Origin of the sequence: Enterocloster aldenensis (assembly GCF_003434055.1) — a bacterium.
GTDB classification, from domain to species: Bacteria; Bacillota; Clostridia; order Lachnospirales; family Lachnospiraceae; genus Enterocloster; species Enterocloster aldenensis.
On the sequence record NZ_QVEX01000015.1, the window covers coordinates 51,409 to 72,084 of the forward strand.

The 20,676-nt window shown below is 52.0% G+C and carries 19 protein-coding genes and 1 pseudogene; 2 read left to right on the top strand and 18 right to left on the bottom strand.

Translation table 11 applies throughout. The features are described from left to right. Positions 1-7: 7 nt before the first annotated feature. From DWX59_RS22165 to rsmA, 8 genes are all read right to left on the bottom strand, one after another. Positions 8-946, bottom strand: coding sequence for a transketolase family protein (locus tag DWX59_RS22165; protein WP_117561518.1), 939 nt, complete (start codon positions 944-946; stop codon positions 8-10). Then, positions 939-1,772 (bottom strand): transketolase, encoded by an 834-nt coding sequence (locus DWX59_RS22170; protein WP_117561520.1) that lies wholly within the window; start codon positions 1,770-1,772, stop codon positions 939-941. The genes DWX59_RS22165 and DWX59_RS22170 overlap by 8 nt, the downstream gene beginning before the upstream one ends. A gap of 61 nt (positions 1,773-1,833) precedes the next feature. Further along, positions 1,834-3,234 carry an L-fucose/L-arabinose isomerase family protein gene (locus DWX59_RS22175; protein WP_117561522.1) on the bottom strand — a complete coding sequence of 467 codons (1,401 nt, stop codon included), beginning with the start codon at positions 3,232-3,234 and terminating at the stop codon, positions 1,834-1,836. A 28-nt stretch (positions 3,235-3,262) separates the two neighbouring features. Continuing rightward, a complete protein-coding gene (locus DWX59_RS22180; RefSeq protein ID WP_117561525.1) occupies positions 3,263-4,306 on the bottom strand; it encodes a LacI family DNA-binding transcriptional regulator in 1,044 nt (347 codons plus the stop codon). A 321-nt stretch (positions 4,307-4,627) separates the two neighbouring features. Continuing rightward, entirely contained in the window at positions 4,628-5,644 is a 1,017-nt protein-coding gene (locus tag DWX59_RS22185) for a LacI family DNA-binding transcriptional regulator (protein ID WP_117561527.1), read from the bottom strand. 43 nt (positions 5,645-5,687) lie between these two features. Beyond that, positions 5,688-6,086, bottom strand: a complete 399-nt coding sequence (locus DWX59_RS22190) for a zinc ribbon domain-containing protein (protein ID WP_117561529.1) — start codon at positions 6,084-6,086, stop codon at positions 5,688-5,690. Positions 6,087-6,243: 157 nt separating this feature from the next. After that, the gene (locus tag DWX59_RS22195; RefSeq protein WP_117561533.1) at positions 6,244-8,025 is read right to left on the bottom strand and encodes an oleate hydratase; all 1,782 of its coding nucleotides are present in this window, start codon (positions 8,023-8,025) and stop codon (positions 6,244-6,246) included. Positions 8,026-8,087: 62 nt separating this feature from the next. After that, positions 8,088-8,957 carry a 16S rRNA (adenine(1518)-N(6)/adenine(1519)-N(6))-dimethyltransferase RsmA gene (gene rsmA, locus DWX59_RS22200; protein ID WP_117561536.1) on the bottom strand — a complete coding sequence of 290 codons (870 nt, stop codon included), beginning with the start codon at positions 8,955-8,957 and terminating at the stop codon, positions 8,088-8,090. A gap of 214 nt (positions 8,958-9,171) precedes the next feature. On the opposite strand from rsmA, the gene DWX59_RS28870 reads away from it, so the two are divergent. Next, positions 9,172-9,813: a DUF5067 domain-containing protein gene (locus tag DWX59_RS28870; RefSeq protein ID WP_165642974.1), complete on the top strand. Its 642-nt coding sequence runs from the start codon at positions 9,172-9,174 to the stop codon at positions 9,811-9,813. 173 nt (positions 9,814-9,986) lie between these two features. On the opposite strand, the gene DWX59_RS22210 is transcribed toward DWX59_RS28870, so the two are convergent. The 3 genes from DWX59_RS22210 to metG all read right to left on the bottom strand — a co-directional run bounded on the left by DWX59_RS22210 (position 9,987) and on the right by metG (position 13,873). Then, the gene (locus tag DWX59_RS22210; protein ID WP_117561538.1) at positions 9,987-10,757 is read right to left on the bottom strand and encodes a TatD family hydrolase; all 771 of its coding nucleotides are present in this window, start codon (positions 10,755-10,757) and stop codon (positions 9,987-9,989) included. Between the two features lie 84 nt (positions 10,758-10,841). Then, positions 10,842-11,630 carry a TraX family protein gene (locus tag DWX59_RS22215; protein WP_117561710.1) on the bottom strand — a complete coding sequence of 263 codons (789 nt, stop codon included), beginning with the start codon at positions 11,628-11,630 and terminating at the stop codon, positions 10,842-10,844. A 227-nt stretch (positions 11,631-11,857) separates the two neighbouring features. Next, a complete protein-coding gene (metG, locus tag DWX59_RS22225; RefSeq protein WP_117561543.1) occupies positions 11,858-13,873 on the bottom strand; it encodes a methionine--tRNA ligase in 2,016 nt (671 codons plus the stop codon). A gap of 198 nt (positions 13,874-14,071) precedes the next feature. Here metG and DWX59_RS22230 point away from each other — a divergent pair, with 198 nt between their 5' ends. Then, the gene (locus tag DWX59_RS22230; RefSeq protein ID WP_117561545.1) at positions 14,072-15,919 is read left to right on the top strand and encodes a DUF885 domain-containing protein; all 1,848 of its coding nucleotides are present in this window, start codon (positions 14,072-14,074) and stop codon (positions 15,917-15,919) included. A gap of 7 nt (positions 15,920-15,926) precedes the next feature. Here the strand turns inward: DWX59_RS22230 and DWX59_RS22235 are convergent, their stop codons facing one another. The 7 genes and pseudogenes from DWX59_RS22235 to fliP form a co-directional block, all read right to left on the bottom strand. Next, positions 15,927-16,835, bottom strand: coding sequence for a cell division protein FtsX (locus DWX59_RS22235; protein WP_117561548.1), 909 nt, complete (start codon positions 16,833-16,835; stop codon positions 15,927-15,929). Further along, the gene (gene ftsE / locus DWX59_RS22240; RefSeq protein ID WP_117561712.1) at positions 16,825-17,511 is read right to left on the bottom strand and encodes a cell division ATP-binding protein FtsE; all 687 of its coding nucleotides are present in this window, start codon (positions 17,509-17,511) and stop codon (positions 16,825-16,827) included. The genes DWX59_RS22235 and ftsE overlap by 11 nt, the downstream gene beginning before the upstream one ends. A gap of 45 nt (positions 17,512-17,556) precedes the next feature. Continuing rightward, positions 17,557-18,618, bottom strand: a complete 1,062-nt coding sequence (gene flhB, locus DWX59_RS22245) for a flagellar biosynthesis protein FlhB (RefSeq protein ID WP_117561550.1) — start codon at positions 18,616-18,618, stop codon at positions 17,557-17,559. Between the two features lie 44 nt (positions 18,619-18,662). Further along, positions 18,663-18,800 (bottom strand): annotated as a pseudogene (locus DWX59_RS30110) (hypothetical protein); the annotation flags it as partial. Between the two features lie 24 nt (positions 18,801-18,824). Then, complete coding sequence (locus tag DWX59_RS22250; protein WP_117561552.1) at positions 18,825-19,610, bottom strand: flagellar biosynthetic protein FliR; 786 nt, start codon at positions 19,608-19,610, stop codon at positions 18,825-18,827. 15 nt (positions 19,611-19,625) lie between these two features. Continuing rightward, on the bottom strand, positions 19,626-19,889 hold the full coding sequence (gene fliQ / locus DWX59_RS22255; RefSeq protein ID WP_117561554.1) for a flagellar biosynthesis protein FliQ: 264 nt from the start codon (positions 19,887-19,889) through the stop codon (positions 19,626-19,628). Between the two features lie 12 nt (positions 19,890-19,901). Next, positions 19,902-20,603 (bottom strand): flagellar type III secretion system pore protein FliP, encoded by a 702-nt coding sequence (gene fliP / locus DWX59_RS22260; protein WP_459208982.1) that lies wholly within the window; start codon positions 20,601-20,603, stop codon positions 19,902-19,904. Positions 20,604-20,676: the final 73 nt, after the last annotated feature.

Genomic DNA, 20,676 nt, shown 5'->3' on the forward strand with positions numbered 1-20,676 from the left:
CGGCCTCCTACCCACGCCCCAGCGCTTTTTCAGCCGTCCCGGCTATTCCTTCTGCATTCAGTCCGTAATAATCAAATACTTCCCTGGATGTCCCGGTGATGACAGGCGCGTCCGGAAGGGACATATTAACCACTTTTTTCGGGCATTCCCCTGCAACCACCTGGCTTACCATGGAACCCAGGCCGCCGTAGGGCGCATGTTCCTCCACGGTGACGACGGCCTTTGCCCCGGATGCTGCCTGGATTACCGTTTCCACGTCCAAAGGCTTTACACAGTACATATCCACCACAGAGGCGCTGATTCCCTTTTCCTTCAGGATTTTGGCCGCATCCATGGCAGGTTTTACCATTTCGCCGCAGGCAATGATTGCCACATCCGTCCCCTGGGTAATTACGGTTGCCTTATCCATGACAAAGGGAACATTTCCCTCTTCATATACATCCTCTACCGGGTTGCGCCCCACCCGGATATAGGCAGGCTTTTCATCCTCTAACAGCGCCTCCATGAGGTGCCTTGTCTGGAACCGGTCGCTGGGCAGATATACCCTCATATTGGGAACAGATGCAAAAGCAGCAATATCCTGTGCGGAATGGTGGCTCATGCCCAGGGCGCCGTAGCTTACCCCTCCGCTGATTCCGATTAATTTCACATTGGTATTGGAATAGGCCACATCCACCTTGGCCTGTTCAAAGCTTCTGGTGGAAATGAAGCTGGCCGGTGAGGCAGCGTATGGTTTCTTGCCGCATTTGGCCATGCCCGCTGAAATGCTTACCAGGTTCTGTTCCGCAATCCCAACCTCCACGAACTGCTCCGGAAATGCAGATGCAAATGGCGCCAGGGATGCGGAGCCTCTGGAGTCGCTGCATAACACAACCACATCCCTGTCCTCCTTTGCGTGTTCCATAAGTACCTCACAGATAACCTGACGGTTTGCAATCTTATTCATGAAGCGCTTCCTCCCTTCTCCTGTCCAGCTCTGCCGCAATGGCTTCATACTCCTCCACGGTCGGGACCTTGTGATGCCATGCCGCCTTGTCCTCCATGGCGGGGCCTCCGCCAAAGCCCTTTGTTGTGTTGGCAATGACCGCGGTGGGCCGGCCCAATGTATTCCTGGCCTCCTCAAACGCCCGGTCGAGTTCATCCATGTCATTGCCGTTTACCTGTACCACATGCCAGCCAAAGCTTTTAATCCTATCCTCAAGGTCCTCATGGTGCATCACATCCTCGGTGCTGCCTGATATCTGGAGCCGGTTCCTGTCAATAATCGCGCACAGGTTATCCAGTTTATAATGTCCTCCTGCCATGAAACCTTCCCAGACCGAACCTTCCGCCAGCTCGCCGTCCCCCATGACCACATATATCCGGTTCTTCCTGCCGTCCATCCTGCTGGCTAAGGCCATGCCGATACACACCGGAAGCCCATGCCCAAGGGAGCCTGAGTTCATTTCAATCCCAGGAAGCTTATTGTTGGGATGTCCGATGAATTTAGAGCCAAAGGCTGAAAACTCATCCATCACCTTTTCTATTGGGAAAAATCCCTTAGCGGCCAGCACCGCATAATAGCTTTCAACCGAATGCCCCTTGCTCAGCACAAACATGTCCCGGTCCGGGTCATCCATATTCCCAGGTCCTATATCCATCTGCCTAAAATACAGGTTTACCAGTATATCCATCACACTGAAATCCCCGCCGATATGCCCTGTCCTGGCTTTCATGATCATGTCCAGCACATGGCGGCGCAGCTCAAATGACTTGACTTTCAAATCGTCCATAATTTCCTCCTCGTTACAAACACATGGCACAGTTCTATGTATTAAAACGCTTCCCACAGGGTCATTCCCCTCTCAGGTATGCTTTCACGTCCTCCTCAATGGGGTCGTACAGGTCTGGTTTAATACCGATATATTTGCATGCCTCGTATAATACCGGGACCACATCCTTGTGGATTCCCACACAGTGGTGGATATACGGGCCGGTCACTATCTTTTCTTCCAGGCGTTTGATGTTCTCCACCTCTACCCACAGATAGGTGCCCATCCCCTTTGGGCCGTCCACTCCCTTTGCATTGCCAAGAAGCAGCGAATACTCCCCATTGTCCCCATCAAACCGGCACAGGGTCACGCTGCCGTGCTTTGCCTCCGCCGTGATGCTGCCGGGATGGTCAAATGCCAGCGGATAGGTGATGGCCGGCCTTTCCTTTGCAACCGAGATGGGCCATGGACCGCAGTGCTGAAGCAGTTCGCCGTTTTCAATATCAGGATGGCGGATGGTCCAGTCCGCAAAAAACCCTCTTGTCTCACCCATGCCCGCTGCCTCCACCATAAGGGCGGTGATGGCGCCGTGGATGTCGGTCTCACATACAACCGGGATTCCCTCCTCATTCATCAGTGCGTTGGCAGCACACGGCATGATTCCCAGTTCGCACTGCAGCTGGTTCCAGCACTGGATGGCAGCTGCCTGGCAGCCGTACTTTTCCACCAGTCCCTTCATGGCAACCTTGAGGGCAGCCACATTTTCCAGCTCATCATCCTTTATCTTGATGTCCATGTGCTCCCGGCAGTACTGCATCACGGCCGCAACCTCTGTGCCCGCCTCCTTGGCAGCCTTCACCGCGTCGGTCAGCTCCGGCATGGGAATGGGTGACAGCTGGATGTTGAATTTCTCAAGGAGTTCGCCCTCATTGCACATGGTGGTCCAGAAGTCAAATGGGCGGGTGGAAATCTGAAGGATACGCATGTTCCTGAATTTCTTCACCACATTGCACACCGCCATGAAATCCCTTATGCCCCGTTCGAATACCGGGTCATCCAGCCGGCAGTTGGTCATATATGTAAATGGGACCCGGAACCGCCTGAGCACCTTGCCCGTGGCGAAAAGCCCGCACTGCGTATCCCTTAAACGGACCCCGTCCTCATCGGGCCTTTCATCTAACGGCCCCCATAAAAGCACCGGGACCCCCAGTTCCTTGGCAAGCCTTGCACATTCATACTCGGTGCCGAAGTTGCAGTGGGGAAGGAACAGTCCGTCGATTTTCTCCTGCCTGAACTTCTCTGCAATCCTCTTCATGTCACTGTCATCGTAGAGAAGTCCTTCTTCATTTATATCCGTGATATCCACATAATCAATGCCCAGTTCTGTCAGGCGGTCTGCTGTAAGCCCTCTGTACTTAATTGCATCCGGCGCACTGAAAATGCTTCTTCTGGTTGGCGCAAATCCAAGTTTAATCTTATCCATCTTTTTCTCCTCCATTGGTTTTTATATATCAGCTGCTGCCCATGGCAGCACCGTATTGTATGGTGTCTGACCCGTTTGCATCACTTACACTGTCCCGCTCCACAAACCGGGTGCTGACCAGTGTCTGGGTCTTGGTATCCATTCCCTCCTCCACAATGTCCAAAAGCCGTCTGACAGCCATCTGCCCCAACTCCTGTTTGGGGACCCTAAGGCTTGTAAGCCCGGGCGATACGATATCGCAGAAGGGTAGGTCGTCAAACCCAATCAGCGATACGTCCCCGGGAATCTGTATGCCGCATTCCTGAAGGGCCTTCATGCATCCAAGGGCAATCATGTCATTATCCGCAAAATAAGCGTCCGCAAGCCCCGGCTTTTTCTTCAGATAGGCCAGCATATCCCGGTAAGCACCGTCCATGGTGGTGCTTACTGTTACCGTATATCCGGGGTCATAGGGAATCCCCTGTTCCGCCAGAGCCGCCCTGTACCCAGCCTCCCTGAGCTTAAATGCCTTAATCCGAAAATCCCCCCTCAGATATCCCAGGCGCCTGTGTCCCTTTTCAACCAGATAATTCACGGCAGTCCTGGCCGACTCCGAATTATTGGTAATGATTCCGCTGTACGGCAGGTCCTCACTCCAGTAGTCCAGTGTCACTATCCTGCATCTGGCCCTGGAAAAATAGTGCAGGTCCTGGTCCATAAGCTCGGCCCCCATCAGGGCCACCAGGGAATCCCTATCCTCCAGCAGGACATCCAGCTGACTCTTAAAATCAGCCGCCCTCCTGTCCAGATAATTGATGACCATATCATATCCACGGCGCCGGCATTCGCTTTGGAATCCGTCCATCATCATGGTAAAAAAGGGGGTGTCATCCGTAATCAGGCCATTGGTGCGGTACATGACAAAATGAATCTTCCTCTGCTGGGCCGCCTGCAGATATCCCATCTCGCTGGCAGTCTTAAAGATTTCCTCTGCCGTCCTGGGATTTACTCCTTTTTTCCTGTTCAGGGCATTGGATATGGTTGCCGCTGAAAACCCTGTTGCTTCGCTGATTCGCCTGATTGTTGTTTTCATAGATTCAAGTCCCTTTGTTTTTTGCCTGTCCGATTGTATAAACATTATTATAAACATTTTAAATAATTTTGCAATATTTTTTATAGAAATCGACGTTTCTTTGTATAATTTAGATGATTTATTTCATTATTTTATGTACAATATTACCATATATGAGCTACAATTTTGCACTTTTTCCTTGCTTCCATGTAAATATTCATATAAACGTATATATAAAACTTTATATAAATAATTTATTTCTTAATGCATTAAAAAACTCAAAAAAGGACCCTGCCCTGCAGATTCAATCTGCATGCAAGATCCTTAATCAATCCATATGGGTCATATCACGGTCTGTACCAGTTTCTTCACGGTCTGCCGTTCAATGAATTTCGTACATACCTCTGTCTTGGTCACAACCACCTCTCCCGGATTCTGGATCATATCAATCAGCCTTCTCACGGCCAGCCGCCCCATCTCCTTATTGGGCACCCTGAGCGTGGTCAGGGGAGGATATGAAATCTCACTGAAGGGCAGGTCGTCAAATCCAATGATTGACACGTCGTCCGGAACCTTATACCCCCGTTCCTGCAGCGCTTTCATGGCCCCCAGGGCAATCATGTCGTTGTCCACGAAAAATGCGGTTGGAAGCCCTGGCTCCTTATCCAGATAGGCAAGCATGTCCTGATACGCCCCGTTCAGCGTAGTGGACAAGGTGATGATGTAATGATTCTTTACCTCCAGCTTATACTTGCGCATGGCGGACTGGTATCCCTGTCCCCTTACCTTGAACCCATTGATGCGGTAAGCTCCCCTGATATAGCCGATTTCCCTGTGTCCCTGCTCAATCAGATACTCCACTGCCTTTTTGGCCGAGTCAAAGTTATTGATCAGGACACCGCTGAAATCCATGCTGTCCTGCCAGTAATCCAGTATGACCACAGGACTTCTGGCGTAGCGGAACGGGTTCAGTTCCCCTCCCATCATCTCAGTACCCAGGATGACCGAAGCAGACTCACTGTCCTGGACCAGATTCTTCACCTGGTGTTCATAATCAGAATCCCTTTCATCCAGGTTGCACAGCACCATCTCATAACCGCATTGGCGGCATTCCTGCTCAAAACCGCTGATCAAGGTAGGGAAAAAGGGGGTATCGTCAATAATGGAACCATTTTTCTTAAAGGTCACCAGCTTGATTTTGGAAATGGAATTTTCGTTTATATATCCCACTTCCTTTGCCACCCTGAATACCTCGGCCGCTGTCTTGGCATTGACGCCCTTTTTATGGTTCAGGGCATTGGACACCGTGGCCGGTGAGAATCCCGTTAATTCACTTATGTATCTGATACTGGCTTTCATACCTGCTTCCTCTCACACATTCATTCTATACTGCCTGGAACCCCTAGAGCCTGCCACCGCACTTTGGACAGTACTCAAAATCCTCTTCTGTCTCATAGCCGCAGCGCACACATTTCTTCCATACCTTGTAGGATCCGTTTTCATAGGAACTTCTTCTGTTCCCCTCCTGGACCAGGGTCAGGTCCGCCTGGGTGATGTCCGCCTGCTGCCCGCGGGCCAACGCCTTTCCCTTTTCCGGATCCAGCTCATAGACAGCTTCACAGCAGGACATTTTCACATAAAACTTCTTATTCCACTTAAACAGCGGTATGAAGAAAAAGCTGAAATACATATAGGTCATCATGACCTGGTAGCGGCCGTATGCCCCGCACCTGTCGCAGATAACCGTTTTTACATAATCCAGGATTTTCTGTCCCTGGCTGATTCCTCCTATGAATATCACTGCTGTCCATCCTCCCTCCAAGCAATCTTACGGCAGCTCCCATCCCAAAACGCGGAAACAGGACAGAGCCCGGTTTTCCCCGGCCCTGTCCGCTGTGTCATTACCGGTCCGTCACTGCCCATTGGCGCCAAAAGTTGCCGGTAATCCGTATATCAAATTATAAATAAGACTTTTTAAGGGCTTTTAACAGGATCTTAGGCTGCCTGTTGTACGGCGTTACCGGGCAGATGTTCTTCTTCACATCCATAAGCCCGTACACTGCCAGCCTTGCCGCGCGCACGGAGTACTCCTCTGTAAACACCATGTCGTCCGGTATCTCCACAAACTGGCTGACCATGGCGAAGTTGGTGGAGCCGGCCGGGATTACCGGAGGCCTGTCGCTGTATTTGCGCGGCTCAAACTGGGCGTCCACGTAAGGCATGTAGCACGGGATTACATTAATCACGGTCTTCATCAGCTCTGCAATCCGGTCCTCCGGGATATGCAGGTGGTGCAGGTATTCATTCAGAAGCTCCTGGCCCGTACACTCCTTCATAGGCTTCTTCACATAGTCGCCCACCGCGTCCGTATACAGTCCATATCCCCAGAAAATGGTGGTATCCATGGGCTGGTTCGCAAAATGGGGCTGGGCAGCAACCACGCTGCTCATCAGCCAGCTGGAATCCTTAAATGTCATCAGGGCGCCGCTGCCCGGCACATTGCCGGTAAAGTTCTCAATGGTCTTTAAGATCTCATCGCCCCTGCAGGTCACGGTAAAGCTGAGCCAGTTGGTCTCATGGGGCTTTGTGAAGAAGGGTTCCGGATTCCCCAGTCCCGGCTTCTTGGCAGCAACCTTGGCCCAAAGTTCCCCGCTGATCGGCTTCTGCTCAGGAGCCGGCGCCGGTGTATGGAAATCACCCAGGGTGGCGCTGTCGGTCATACATGCATTGGTCATGATGCAGATGTCATTCTTCTCTAACTGCACGGTCTCAAATACATAGGAATCCTTGACAGCATCCCCATTCTCTCCGGTGTCGTCCGTGTCCTCCACCTTGCGCTTCAGATAAAGGGTCCTGGCAGTAATCCCATGGCCGTCCTCAAAGTCAATGTCCGTAACCTCACAGTTCTCCATGAAGCTGACCCCGGCCTTCCTCAGATAGGACTCCAGGGGACGGATGACGCTGTCATACTGGTTCAGAGGGGTCCTGGTCACGCCTTCCAGTGTCTCAATGCGGCTGAACTCAAATATCATGCGGTTCATATAACGGCGGAATTCATAAAGGCTGCTCCATTTTTGGAAAGCAAATGTGGTCTGCCACATATACCAGAAATTTGTCTCAAACATATGGGGCGTTTCCTTGAACCAGTCCTGGATGGTCAGGTTGTCCAGCTTCTTCTCATCTGTCATGAGAAGCTTCAGCAGCGCCATGCGGTCTGCCTGGTTAAAGCCCATGGACTTCACGTCCAGGATATTGCCGTCCTTGTCCACCAGCCTGGCCTTTGCGCAAGTAGGATGGGCATGGTCAAAATCCAGGATTTCCTCTGTCACGCTGCGGCCGGGCTGGCGCAGGGACGGGATGGAGCTGAACAGTTCCCAGAAGTTCTCATATGTCTCTTCATTGAGCATGCGGCCGCCCCGGCACACAAATCCCTTTTCCGGGGTTCCGATCCCGTCATTGCTTCCGCCCAGGATATGCATCCCCTCGTAGATGGTAATCTGCTTGCCCGGGAACCTGCAGTCCCTTACCAGATATGCGGCAGCTGCCATGGATGCCAGTCCCCCGCCCACCAGGTACGCCTTCCTGTCACCGTATTCACGGTTATTCATCACTGCTTCCTCGATAGCTGATATCCTTGCGTCTTCCTGCTCCTTACGGCTGTCGCGCATCTTCTTAACCGCCACTCCCGCTGCCGCTCCCACAGCCGCTGCTGCAAGGGCTTTCTTCATGTTCTTGTTCATTGCTATCCCTTCCTTTCTGCTTATATATAGATTCTCAGATATCCAAGAATAATATTCCTATTTTATGCATTTTCCGTAAAATAATTGGACAGCCTGGCAAACTGATCCAGGGTCAGCGCCTCGCCCCGGATGGACGGCGATACCCCGAGGCTCTCTATGGCCTCTATGATCTGCTCCTTGGTGTAGGGTATGTCCGGCGAATTGTTCAGGCCGTTCTGCAGCGTCTTCCTCCGCTGGTTAAAGGAGGCCCTTACCAGTTTAAACATCAGCTTCGGGTCCTTCACCTTGACAGGCGGTTCCTTGTACCTGGTGAGGCGGATGACGGCTGAGCCCACATTGGGACGGGGGATGAAGCAGTTAGGCGGCACATTGGCAACGATGTAAGGCTGGGCATAGTACTGCACGGCCAGGGACAATGCACCATAATCCTTGGAACCCGGCCCCACCTGCATCCTGTCCGCCACTTCCTTCTGCACCATGACCGTTATGTTGTCAATGGGCACGTCACTTTCAAACAGCCCCATGATGATAGGGGTGGTGATATAATAAGGCAGGTTGGCCACCACCTTGATGGGCCTTCCTCCATTATACACATCCACCAGTTCATTCATATCCAGCTTCAGTATATCGCTGTTGATTACGGTTACATTGTCGTATCCCTTTAAAGTCTCGTCCAGGATAGGCAGGAGGTTGGTGTCAATCTCCACCGCCACCACGCGTCCCGCGTGTTCCGCCAGGTGCTGGGTCATGGTCCCAATCCCGGGCCCGATTTCCAGCACGCAGTCCTCTCCTGTGATTCCCGCGGCGCTTATGATCTTGTCCAGTACGTGGGTGTCTATGAGAAAATTCTGACCGAATTTCTTCTGGAATGCAAATTGATATTTCTGTATGATTTCAATGGTTTGTTTCGGGTTGCCCAAATCTTTTTCCATGTGGAATTTACCTACTTTTTATCTTTTAAAATTATGGTATCCTATTGAAGGTCAAAAGTCAATACAAAACGGCGGGTACTGCGCCATCCGGGATATGCTCCTTATTCCAGCTTTACCTGCACCTGCCATGGTTTGACTTTTCTTATCTTTAGCGGTAAAATATTTTCCATAAGCAGGGTCACCTCAGAGAGCCTAAATTAAGGAGGGTTTACGTATGAGAAAAACAAAATTATTTATCGCCACACTGGCAATGTCCATGCTCCTGAGCAGCACTTCCCTGGCCGGAACCTGGCAGGCCCAGGATAATGGACAATGGAAGTATCAGAATGATGATGGCAGCTTTGCAACCGGGTGGATTGAAGATGGCGGTAAAAGCTACTACCTGGACGCCAATGGCATAATGCTCGCCAACACCACAACGCCGGATGGTTATTATGTGGGAGCAGACGGCGCGTGGATTGCCGGTCAAGAGGCCCCCAAATTCGACTTTTCAATCGCTGCCTGTTCCATAAAGTACACCGGCCATAAAGTATTTTCCTTTGACTACGATGGGTATCCCTGCGTTGCGCTCTACTATGATTACACAAATAAGGATGCAGAGCCTACTGGCGCATATTTAGCAGATTATTATATCACGGTATTCCAAAACGGCGTTGAATGTGATTCCGCATTTTTGTCTTACGATGAAAGGGAAGAAGCATTTGACAACTACACTAAGAAGGTCACAACCGGTACAACGATCAATGTTGCTCAAGCTTACAGGATTTCAGATATGAGTGATATTACAATACAGATAAAGGAAATGTGGAATTGGAGTAATCCACGGGTCGATACCGTCACCTTAAGTTTAAGATAGGCTGCAAATCTAAATGAGTCTTTGATTAAAATAATAAAGCAGTGCCCCTGCCCTCCCATTCAGGAATCGCAGGGGCACTTCCCTAAGAACATAATATATCTAGGGTGTGTTTGAAAATTCATTCCCACAAGGTGGGCCGCACAGCTGACGGAAAGCAATTTTCCAGACACGCCCTAATGCTGCATCCCATATAGTCGCAATGCATTATCCCATGTCACCCGGATAACAGTCTCCCGGTCCACGCCCTTAAGCGCGCTGACCGCATCCACCACATAGGACAGGTTCAGGGATGAATTGCGCTTGCCCCGGTTGGGCACAGGCGACAGGTACGGACAGTCTGTCTCAAGCACCAGGGACTCAAGGGGTGCATACTCCACCACTTCCTTAAGCTTTTTAGCATTGTTAAAGGTGGACACGCCTCCAATCCCCAGGAAGAATCCCATATCCAGGTACTCCCTTGCAATCTCCTTCCCATAAGAAAAGCAGTGGATCACACCGCCCATATCACCGGCTTTTTCCGCTTTCATGATATCCAGCGTGTCCTTGGCAGCGTCCCTGCTGTGGATAATCACAGGAAGCTTCACTTTCCTGGCCAGGTCCAGCTGGCGCACGAACCATATCTTCTGTACGGAGTGCTCCGGCTCTTCCCAGTAATAATCCAGGCCAATCTCGCCCACTGCCCTGACCTTTTCGTGGGAACATTGGAATTCCATCCACTTAAGTCCTGCCTCGTCAAGCTCTGCCGTCCCGCTGGGATGGACTCCCAGGGCAGCGTACATCCAGTCATAATGTCCGGCCAGCAGCAGGGTGGTCCTGCAGCTTTCCAGGCTGGCGGCCACATTCATCACCGCTCCGATGCCGCCATCCTTAAGGCTCTCCAAAAGCGCCTCCCGGTCCTCTTCAAACGCCTCATCATCATAATGGGCATGTGTGTCAAAAATCATATATCCCAAGCTCCTTTAATCCTCTGTCCTGTACTGTATCCTGACAGGCCATGTCGGGCCATCCACTCCCGCCATCCGCAGAACCTATGCCTTCAGCACATACTGTCCAATCCCATATAACGCCAGCAGGTGTACAGGATAAAACACATAGAACAGGTACTTTAACTGAAATGCCCCGCGTCTGCCATTATACAGCACAACCGGCACAAATGCCAGTGCGGAAACACAATAATAACTTACGCTCTCCAGGGCGCACAGCACCACCCCCACCGCCAGCTGGGCAATATCATTGTGGCGGAACCAGTACATGGCAGTAATCAAAAGCACGCCAATCACATTGTAGTCCGCCTGGCACACCCAGGCCAGCGCGCATCCGGCCCCAAGGGCCGCCAGCTGGATACCCAGGTTCCTGGTATATTCCATGACCATGATGACCATGATTCCGATAAACAATGTAAACAGCATGTTCTGGTAATAAGGATAAAACACCCTGTGGTATACGGCCAGGTCAAAGGGGACTTCCGAAACCACAGCGCAAAGCAGCATACGCAGGGCATACCTTCCCCGCTCCCTGGTCCGGACAAATTCCTCCGCTACCAGGAACGCAAAAATAGGAAAGGCCAGCCTGCCCATGTAACGGCAGGCCTGTCCTGCAATCATCCATATATGCCCGGACCGGGTTGCAATCATGGCCTGGTACAGCGTCCGGTCCGCAGCGTGCAGTATACCTCCCTGTATAAGCACTGCCCCCACATTATCAATCAAAATAGCCACTATGCCCAGAACCTTAAGCTGATTGCCTGTAAGTCCGCGGCGCCGGTTTCCATATGACCTGCTTGTGTACAGCCTGTAGCTGCCAGTTCCTGTGTTCATTCCCATTCCCCATTCAATCCTGTGTTTATCATGCCCCTGGTCTTTCGTGTCTTTTTATCATACTGCAAAATGGGAAAAAATGCAAGTTTCTCCCACTTTTGGTCTTGTTTTCCATATAAAATGCATATATTCTCCCATTTATTACCTATTTCATCCCCATTCAGGTCCAAAATCATGCAAAAAGAGCGGGACATCTATTATCTGTCCCGCTCCCGTCCATATTATATTTAACAGATTTCAGCCCCGGCCGGCATATCCTTTTCCGGTTTCATCAGGGCCAGATTGCCCTCTGCGTCCTCAGCGCACAGGATCATCCCCTCTGACAGCATGCCTGCCAGCTTTGCAGGCTTTAAGTTGGTCACCACCATGACCTTCTTACCCACCATCTCCTCTGGTGAATAGTAAGCCTTGATGCCGCTTAAAATCTGGCGTGTCTGGCTTCCTATCCTGACCTGGGAGCAAAGCAGCTTCTTGGACTTTGGAACCGCCTCGCATTGGATGATTTCCCCTACCTGGAACTGAAGCTTTGCAAAATCATCATAGGTTATCTCCGGCTTGGCCTCAATATCGATGACGTCATCCCCGGCCCCGCTGCTTCCATCCGCACCGGCGTCCATACCCTGTGCACCGCCGTCTGCGGCTGCGCTGCCTGCTGCCTGGGCAGCCTGCATGGCTTCCACCTTATCCAGCACTTCCTTTACATCCATACGGGCAAAAAGGATTTCCGGCTTGTCCGTCACCTTGCTGCCGGACGGATACAGCCCAAAGGAATCCATCTGGGACAGCTCCCGCTTAACCGTGTTAAGCTGTGCCAGGATTTTCCCTGCTGTCCCGGGCATGAAGGAATACAGAAGGGACGCGCCGATGGCAATGGATTCCGTCAGGTTATAAAGCACGGTGGACAGCCTGTCCTTCTGCGCCTCATCCTTGGCAAGGGTCCATGGCGTTGTCTCATCAATATACTTGTTGCATCTTCTGAAAATGTTGAAAATCTCCGTCATGGCATCTGCCACACGCAGCTGCTCCATCTTGGCATCCGCCTTCTTGACTTCCTCCAGGACCACCTTCTTAAGGTCTTCATCCACTTCCCCGGCAGCGCCCTTATCCGCGATAACACCGTCAAAGTACTTGTTGCTCATGGAAATGGTGCGGTTCACAAGGTTACCCAGGATATTAGCCAGGTCAGAGTTCATACGCTCCACCATCAGCTCCCAGGAAATCACGCCGTCATTGTCAAATGGCATCTCATGAAGCACAAAGTAGCGCACCGCGTCCACGCCAAAGAAGTCCACCAGGGTATCTGCGTAAAGGACGTTGCCCTTGGATTTGCTCATCTTGCCGTCGCCCTGAAGCAGCCACGGATGTCCGAACACCTGCTTTGGAAGGGGCACGTTAAGCGCCATCAAAAAGATGGGCCAGTAAATCGTATGGAAACGGATGATATCCTTGCCGATCAGATGCAGGTCGGCAGGCCAGTATTTCTTAAACTGGTCCGTACTGCTGCCGCCGCAGTCATACCCAATGCCCGTGATATAGTTGGTAAGCGCGTCCAGCCATACATAAGTCACATGCTTTGGATCAAAGTCAACCGGAATACCCCAGCTGAAGGTGGTCCTGGACACGCACAGGTCCTGAAGCCCCGGCAGCAGGAAGTTATTCATCATCTCGTTCTTCCTGGAAACAGGCTGGATGAACTCAGGATGCTGGTTGATATGTTCAATCAGCTTCGGGGCATATTTGCTCATACGGAAGAAATAAGCCTCCTCCTTGGCCGGCTTCACCTCGCGCCCGCAGTCAGGGCACTTGCCGTCCACCAGCTGGGACTCCGTAAAGAAGGACTCGCAGGGAGTGCAGTAAAGCCCTTCGTAGTAGCCCTTATAGATATCCCCCTGGTCATAAAGCTTCTTGAAGATTTTCTGCACCTGGGCCTCGTGTCCGGCATCCGTGGTACGGATGAATTTATCATAGGAAGTGTCCATCAGGTCCCAGATCCTCCTGATTTCAGCGGCAGCCCTGTCCACGAATTCCTTCGGGGTCACTCCTGCGGCCTGGGCCTTCTCCTCAATCTTCTGACCGTGCTCATCTGTTCCGGTCTGGAAGAATACATCATATCCCTGTTCCCTTTTATACCTGGCAATGCTGTCAGCCAGAACAATCTCATAGGTATTGCCAATGTGGGGTTTTCCGGAGGCATAGGCAATGGCTGTGGTAATATAATATGGTTTTTTACAATCCTGACACATAATCATTTCCCTCTTTTTCTGTAATAGTTTTAAGTATAAGCTTTTCCCACTTATCCGTCAAGACATGAGCCCGGTTTTTCCCTTTCATACAGGGTTTCTTTGACACATAAGTTGATATTTCCCTACATATACTATATAATGGTCCGAGTGCCACAGGCCAACGAAACGCATACAACCTGACGGAGGAATGATTGTAGAATGAAACAGTTTAAGAACATATATTTCCAATTTATCTTATCCCTGATCCTGACCGCCACGCTGGTAACCGGATGTGTGGCCCCGGGTCCCAGGCCAGGCAAAGACAGCCCTGACCAGGCAGGAACACCGGCAGAAAGTCCGGCATCCTACGAAAAGTATGAGAAAGCCACGCTGGAGACCCAGGAACATTTTGACCAGATGATGAACGACCTGTTCCTGGACGAAGTGGACAATTCCCTGATTACCCTGCACTACACCCTGGCCGATCCGGCCGCCTTCGGCATCACTGACTATGATAAAACCCTGGGGACCGTTTCCCTGGAGGATACGAAACAGGCTCTGAATGATGCAAAATCCCTGAAAGTACAACTGAATGACATTGACAGCCGTTACCTGCGTGAGGACCAGCTGCTTACATATACCATCCTGTCCTCGTACCTGAATACCATGCTGGACAGCGAAGGCATGGAGCTGTACGACCAGCCCCTTTCCTCCTCCCTCGGCATCCAGTCCCAGCTTCCCATCCTGCTGTCTGAATATGTTTTCTATACCAGACAGGATGTGGAGGATTACCTTTCCCTGCTGTCCTCCATTGATACCTACTATGAGAGTATTGTGGAATATGAAAAGCAGAAATCAGAAGCAGGACTTGGACTGTGCGACACTGCCATTGACCGGATCATCCAGTCCTGCAACGCATATCTCCTGGACGCGGACCACAGCTTCATGGCAGAGACATTTTCCCAGAGGCTTAACCAGGTGGAGGGGCTGACCGATCAGGAAAAAGCGGACTATAATGCCAGGAACCACGCTGCCATCAATGAGCATTTTGTTCCTGCCTACCAGAAGCTCATAGAAGGGCTGACCCCGCTAAAAGGCACCGGGACCAATGACAAGGGGCTGTTTTATTTCCCCGAGGGCCAAAAGTATTACCAGTACCTGGTAAATGCATATACAGGCACGTCCTACCAGGATATCCCGTCGCTGAAAAAGGCCATGAGCGACCAGATGATGGATGACCTGACAGCCATGGATGAGCTGCTTACCGAAAACCCCCTTCTGGCAAAAAAGCTGTACTCCTATTCATTTACCCTGACAGACCCCAATGAAATCCTGGAAAACCTGCGCACACAGTGCGCCAAGGACTTTCCTGCCATTGAGGACTATGTCTGCAACATCAAGGATGTGCCGGCTGCCCTGGAATCCACGCTGAGCCCTGCCTTTTACCTGACCGTGCCCATTGACCGTCCCCAGGATAATTCCATCTACATCAACAACGGAAGCACCAATACCGCCAGGAACCTGTACACCACCCTGGCCCACGAAGGTTATCCCGGACACATGTACCAGACCCTGTACTTTAACCGCAGCAATGACTACAACATAAGGAAGCTTCTCAGTTTCAGCAGCTATTCCGAAGGCTGGGCCACTTACGTGGAATACTACGCCTATACCCTGGACAATGGGCTGGACCCGGAGCTTGGGGAACTGCTCCGCCACAACGCGGCATTTACCCTGGCCCTCTATGCCATCCTGGATGTGAACATCCACTATGAAGGCTGGGACTTAAAGCAGGTAGAGGATTACTTAAACCTGTACTTCCGCATCAGCGATACCTCTGTCATCAGCACCATCTACTATGACATTGCGGAGAATCCGGCCAACTACCTGGAGTACTATGTGGGCTACCTGGAGATCATCAACCTGCAGCGCGAGGCCAAGAAAACCCTTGGCAGCCGATACACGGATATGGAATTCAACCGTTTCCTGCTGGACATCGGCCCCGCGCCCTTCAGCGTAATCAAGCCGTACTTTAACGAGTGGCTGGTGCGGCAGAACCAGCAGTAACCCATCCCTATTTCCGGTTCAGCTTCCCCATGACCGACGCCCCTCCCAGGCCCCCGGTAACAAGCCCAAGGCACACCGACGCCCTTACCAGCCCCGGAAACACGACCGCCTCACTGAGCAGCCCCGCCTGGCCGGCATAAATCCCCAGTCCAGGGACTGCCAGGCCCGTCCCCCACCGGTAGGATACCAGCAGCAGGACCAGGGGGATGCAGACGCCTGCCACCGCCATCACGATTCCCTGTGCCAGGAAAGGAATCTTAACAAATCCTTCCCTGGCGCCCATGAGGCGCATTACCCTGGTCTTTTCTTTCTGGGCTTCAATCCCAACAGCCAGGGTATTATGGATGAGCAGGACGGATATCACCACCAGCACCGCAGCGCTTCCGGCAATAAGCCGGGATGAGGCAGACTTAATCTGCTGCAGGGCCCTGATGGTATCCGCGGAATGTGTTACCTTCCTGACGCCGGAAAGCCCGGACACATAATCCACGAAATCCTCCTGCCAATCCGCCCCGTCTATATACACCTGGTAGCTGCCGCTGGCTGCCAGGGGGTTATCATCCTTAAATATACCGTCCAGGACTTCCCCGTCCCCATAATAATCTTCCTTAAATCCGCTCCAGGCCTCCTCTGCCGACACATATACGGTCCGCAGCACCTCCGGCCTGTCCTGAATCAGCTTCCCTACTTCATCCACACGTCCAGGCAGCACGTCCTCGTCAAAAAACACGGATACGTACACGTCCCTCTCTGTCTTTTGGACCAGTGCGTCCACATTGGCCACTGCAAGGTAAAAAATCCCGAACAGGAAAATGCAGGCCGACATGGTGATGATGGAAGCCGCCGAATACACCCGGTTGTGCCAGAGGTTTTTAAGCCCCAGCCTGCACAGGTACAGCAATGTCCTAACGCGCATATGCCAGTCCCTCCCTTGCAAGGTCCCGGACCACCTTGCCGTAGCGCAGCACAATCTGGCGCTTGTGCATGTATTTCACCAGCTCCTGGTTGTGGGTCACGGCCAGCACCGTGGTCCCCTGCCGGTTCACCTTTTCCAGCAGCCGCATGATTTCCTCCGCGTTCTTCTGGTCCAGGTTGCCTGTGGGCTCATCCGCCAGCAGCAGTACGGGCTGATTCACCACTGCCCGGGCAAGGGCGGTCCTCTGCCGCTCCCCTCCTGATAGGCGGGATGGGTAGCAGCGGGCCTTCCCTTCCAGACCCACCTGGCTTAACACCTCCATGACCCGGCGCTTCATCACTTTTTTATCCGCCTCAACCACCCTCTGGGCAAAGGCAACATTTTCATAGACCGTAAAGTCAGGAAACAGCCTGAAATCCTGGAACACCATCCCGATGTAGCGCCGGTAACGGTAGACCTGCCGCTCCCGCAGGCAGCCCAGGTCAATCCCATTGACCCTTATATTTCCCTCAGACGGATCCGTATCCTTTAATATAAGTTCCAGCATGGTGGTCTTGCCTGCCCCGCTGTTGCCGGTCAGGAACACGAATTCTCCCTTATCCACCTGGAAGCTGACCTGGTCCAGGGCTTTTTCTCCCTTTCCGTATATCTTTGTCACCTTGTCAAAAACAATCATGCTGTTATCCACTGTATTCCCCTTTTTATCCCATGTTATCAACAATCAAAGCTTTTTATCATTCAGCTTATACACAAATGCAAGGATTTTGGCAACGGTCTGGTAGTACTCCTCCGGTATCTCCATATCCACTTCCACGCTTGCATACAGCCCCCTTGCAAGGGGCTTGTCCTCCAGGATATAGACGCCGTTTGCCTCCCCCACCTCCACAATCTTCAGGGCCAGATGATCCGCGCCCTTGGCCAGCACCACCGGCGCCCGGTCCTTGTCCGTGTCATACCCCAGCGCCACCGCGTAATGGGTGGGGTTACGGATGATCACATCTGCCTTGGGCACGTTCTGCATCATGCGCATGGAAGCCATCTGACGCTGCTTTTCCCTGATTTTCCCTTTAATCTGGGGGTCTCCTTCGGTCTGCTTATACTCTTCCTTTATCTCCTGCTTGCTCATGCGCAGGTTCTTCTCATACTCCCACCACTGGTACAGATAATCCATGGAAGCCAGGAAAATGAACGCGGCCCCAACCGTATCCACCAGGGATAGCACGGTATTACCGGTAAAGATAAGGGCGCCCTCCACCGTTCCCTCCATCAGCCTGGACAGCTCCTCCATCCTGCCCTTCAGGAATACATAGACCACCCATCCAAGTATGGTAATCTTAATAAGCGCCTTAATCAGTTCCACCACGGAGCGGATGGAAAACATCCTCTTAAAGCCCTTAAGGGGGCTGACGCGCTCCATCTTGAACTTCAGCACATCCAGGGAAAATGCCATCCTGGTCTGGAAAAATGTGACCGCCACAGCCGTGAGGACCCCGATGAACAGAAGGGGAAGGGCCGACTCCAGGAACAGCAGCATGGCCTTTACCAGCATGTCCCTGCCCGCCTCCTGATAAAAGCTGTCCGAATCAGCGGCCATACCCATAAACAGGTACATGGCATCCCGGAAATTCCGGTGCATATGGGGCGCAAGGGCCTTCAGGGAGTGGAACAGGACCAGCATGGAACAGACAGCGGCCACGTCATTGCTCTGGAACACATTTCCCTTTTTCCGCTCATCCTGACGCCGTTTCGGTGTTGCTTTCTCAGTCTTTTCATCTGCAGGCACGGTTCACCACCTCCCTTCCATGGGTTTGCCTTTGACAGGTTTCATCACATTTTACAAAAGGGATGCCGCGCAAAGCAGCACCCCTCCCCACCCGTCGGATATGCGTCCCGCTTCGTGGGAAATCTGGTCCTGATAAGGGAGGCGCAGCGGGCTGCGTTAACCGGATTGGGACCAAATATGCCGCGAAGCGGGGCAAAACCAGTTCTTCAGCCACGCCCCAGCATCATGATTATATTCTGGGCCTCCTTCATCATGGCCTCTGCATACCCATCCATAAACGCACCCATGGGATAGGCAAACAGGATCATAAGAAGGATTCCCAGCAAAATCTTACATTGTATATTGATAACAAAAACATGGATCTGGGGAATCAGCTTCATCAGAACACCCATGGTCATCTCCAGCACAAACTCAGCCGCCACAAAGGGCAATGCCAGCTTAATCACCATCAGGAACACGGTTGCCGTCATGGTGATGAAGTACCACAGCACCTTCCTTCCAAAGAACACCCCTGCCCCCGCCGGTATCACCTCATATGTATAGGCAAACAGCCGGATTGTCAGCAGATGGCAGCCAGTGGCAAAAAAGTACAGGAAAAAGAATATATTCACAAACTGCCCCAGGATTGCTGTCTGCACCCCGTTCATGGGGTCCATGACCTTGCCCATGGCCAGGCCGAAAGCCGTATCCAAAAGGTCCCCGGCCACATACAGCATATAAAAAAATATCTGGAACACACACCCGATACCCACTCCCAGAATCAATTCCCGGATCAGGGCCGCGGCCATATCCAAGGCGGAGTACAAAAACACTGCCTGTCCCCCGGCCCTGGCTGCGGGCGCAATGAGAAGGCTCAGCGCCAGCGTCAGGCCGGTACGCACCATAAGCGGCACACCCTTCCTGGCAAACACAGGATTGATGAAGATCATACCTCCCATCCTGGCAAACACAAGAAGGAAAATATCAAAATAACCCAAAACGCTGCTGTCCATCACCCACCCCCGGCTTTAAAGGGATGCCATGATTGCAAACAGTTCCACCACAAATTCATTCATGACCTTGCTCATCCAGGAACCCAGGGCCAGAAGCACCAGTGCAATGACCAGAAGCTTGGGCACGAATGTAAGGGTCTGTTCATGAATCTGTGTGGCGGCCTGGAAAATGGCCACCAGAAGGCCTACCGCAATACTGACAATCAGAAGCGGGCCCGCAAGCTCAAATGCCACCAGCATGGCTTCCTTCATAATTTCCATAACCTGCTCCGCGTTCAACCGAATACCTCCTTACCGAAAACTCTGTACCAGCGTCTTGATGACCAGACTCCATCCATCCACCAGCACGAACATCATGATCTTAAATGGCAGCGCAATCATTGTAGGCGGCAGCATGACCATTCCCATGGACATGAGTGTGCTGGATACCACCAGGTCTATGATGAGGAATGGGATGAATATAAGGAATCCCATGGTAAATGCCTTGTTAAGCTCACTCAGGATAAAAGACGGCACAATGGTGGTCAGCCCCAGTTCCATATACCCCTCCGGTCCCTGGGACGTATCCGGCGGATCTGTCTTTGATATGGACAGGAACAGATCCAGGCTCTTTTTCTCAGTCTGCTTCAGCATGAATTCCTTCATGGGTTCCTGGGCCCGGTCAAATGCCTCTTCCCTGGTAATGACCCCTGACCTGTATGGCTGGTACGCCTGTACATTAACAGAGGTAAATACCGGCGCCATGATGAACAGGGTCAGAAAAAGCGCAAGCCCTACCAGTATCTGGTTGGGCGGGGACTGCTGGGTGCCTAAGGCATTTCTCAGGAAGGACAGGACAATCACAATCCTGGTAAAGCTGGTCATCATGATGATCAGGGACGGGACCACGGCCAGAAACAGGAAAAGGAACATGATATCCAGCATGTCCATGGGCTTTCCAGTGCCCGATGACCCCTGAAGGGTCACGGATACATCCGTTGCATAGGCAGTCATTGCGCTGCCTGCCCATGTAACGGCGGATACGGCCACGGCCAGGATACGGCCCATATTCCTTCCCAGTCTTGTA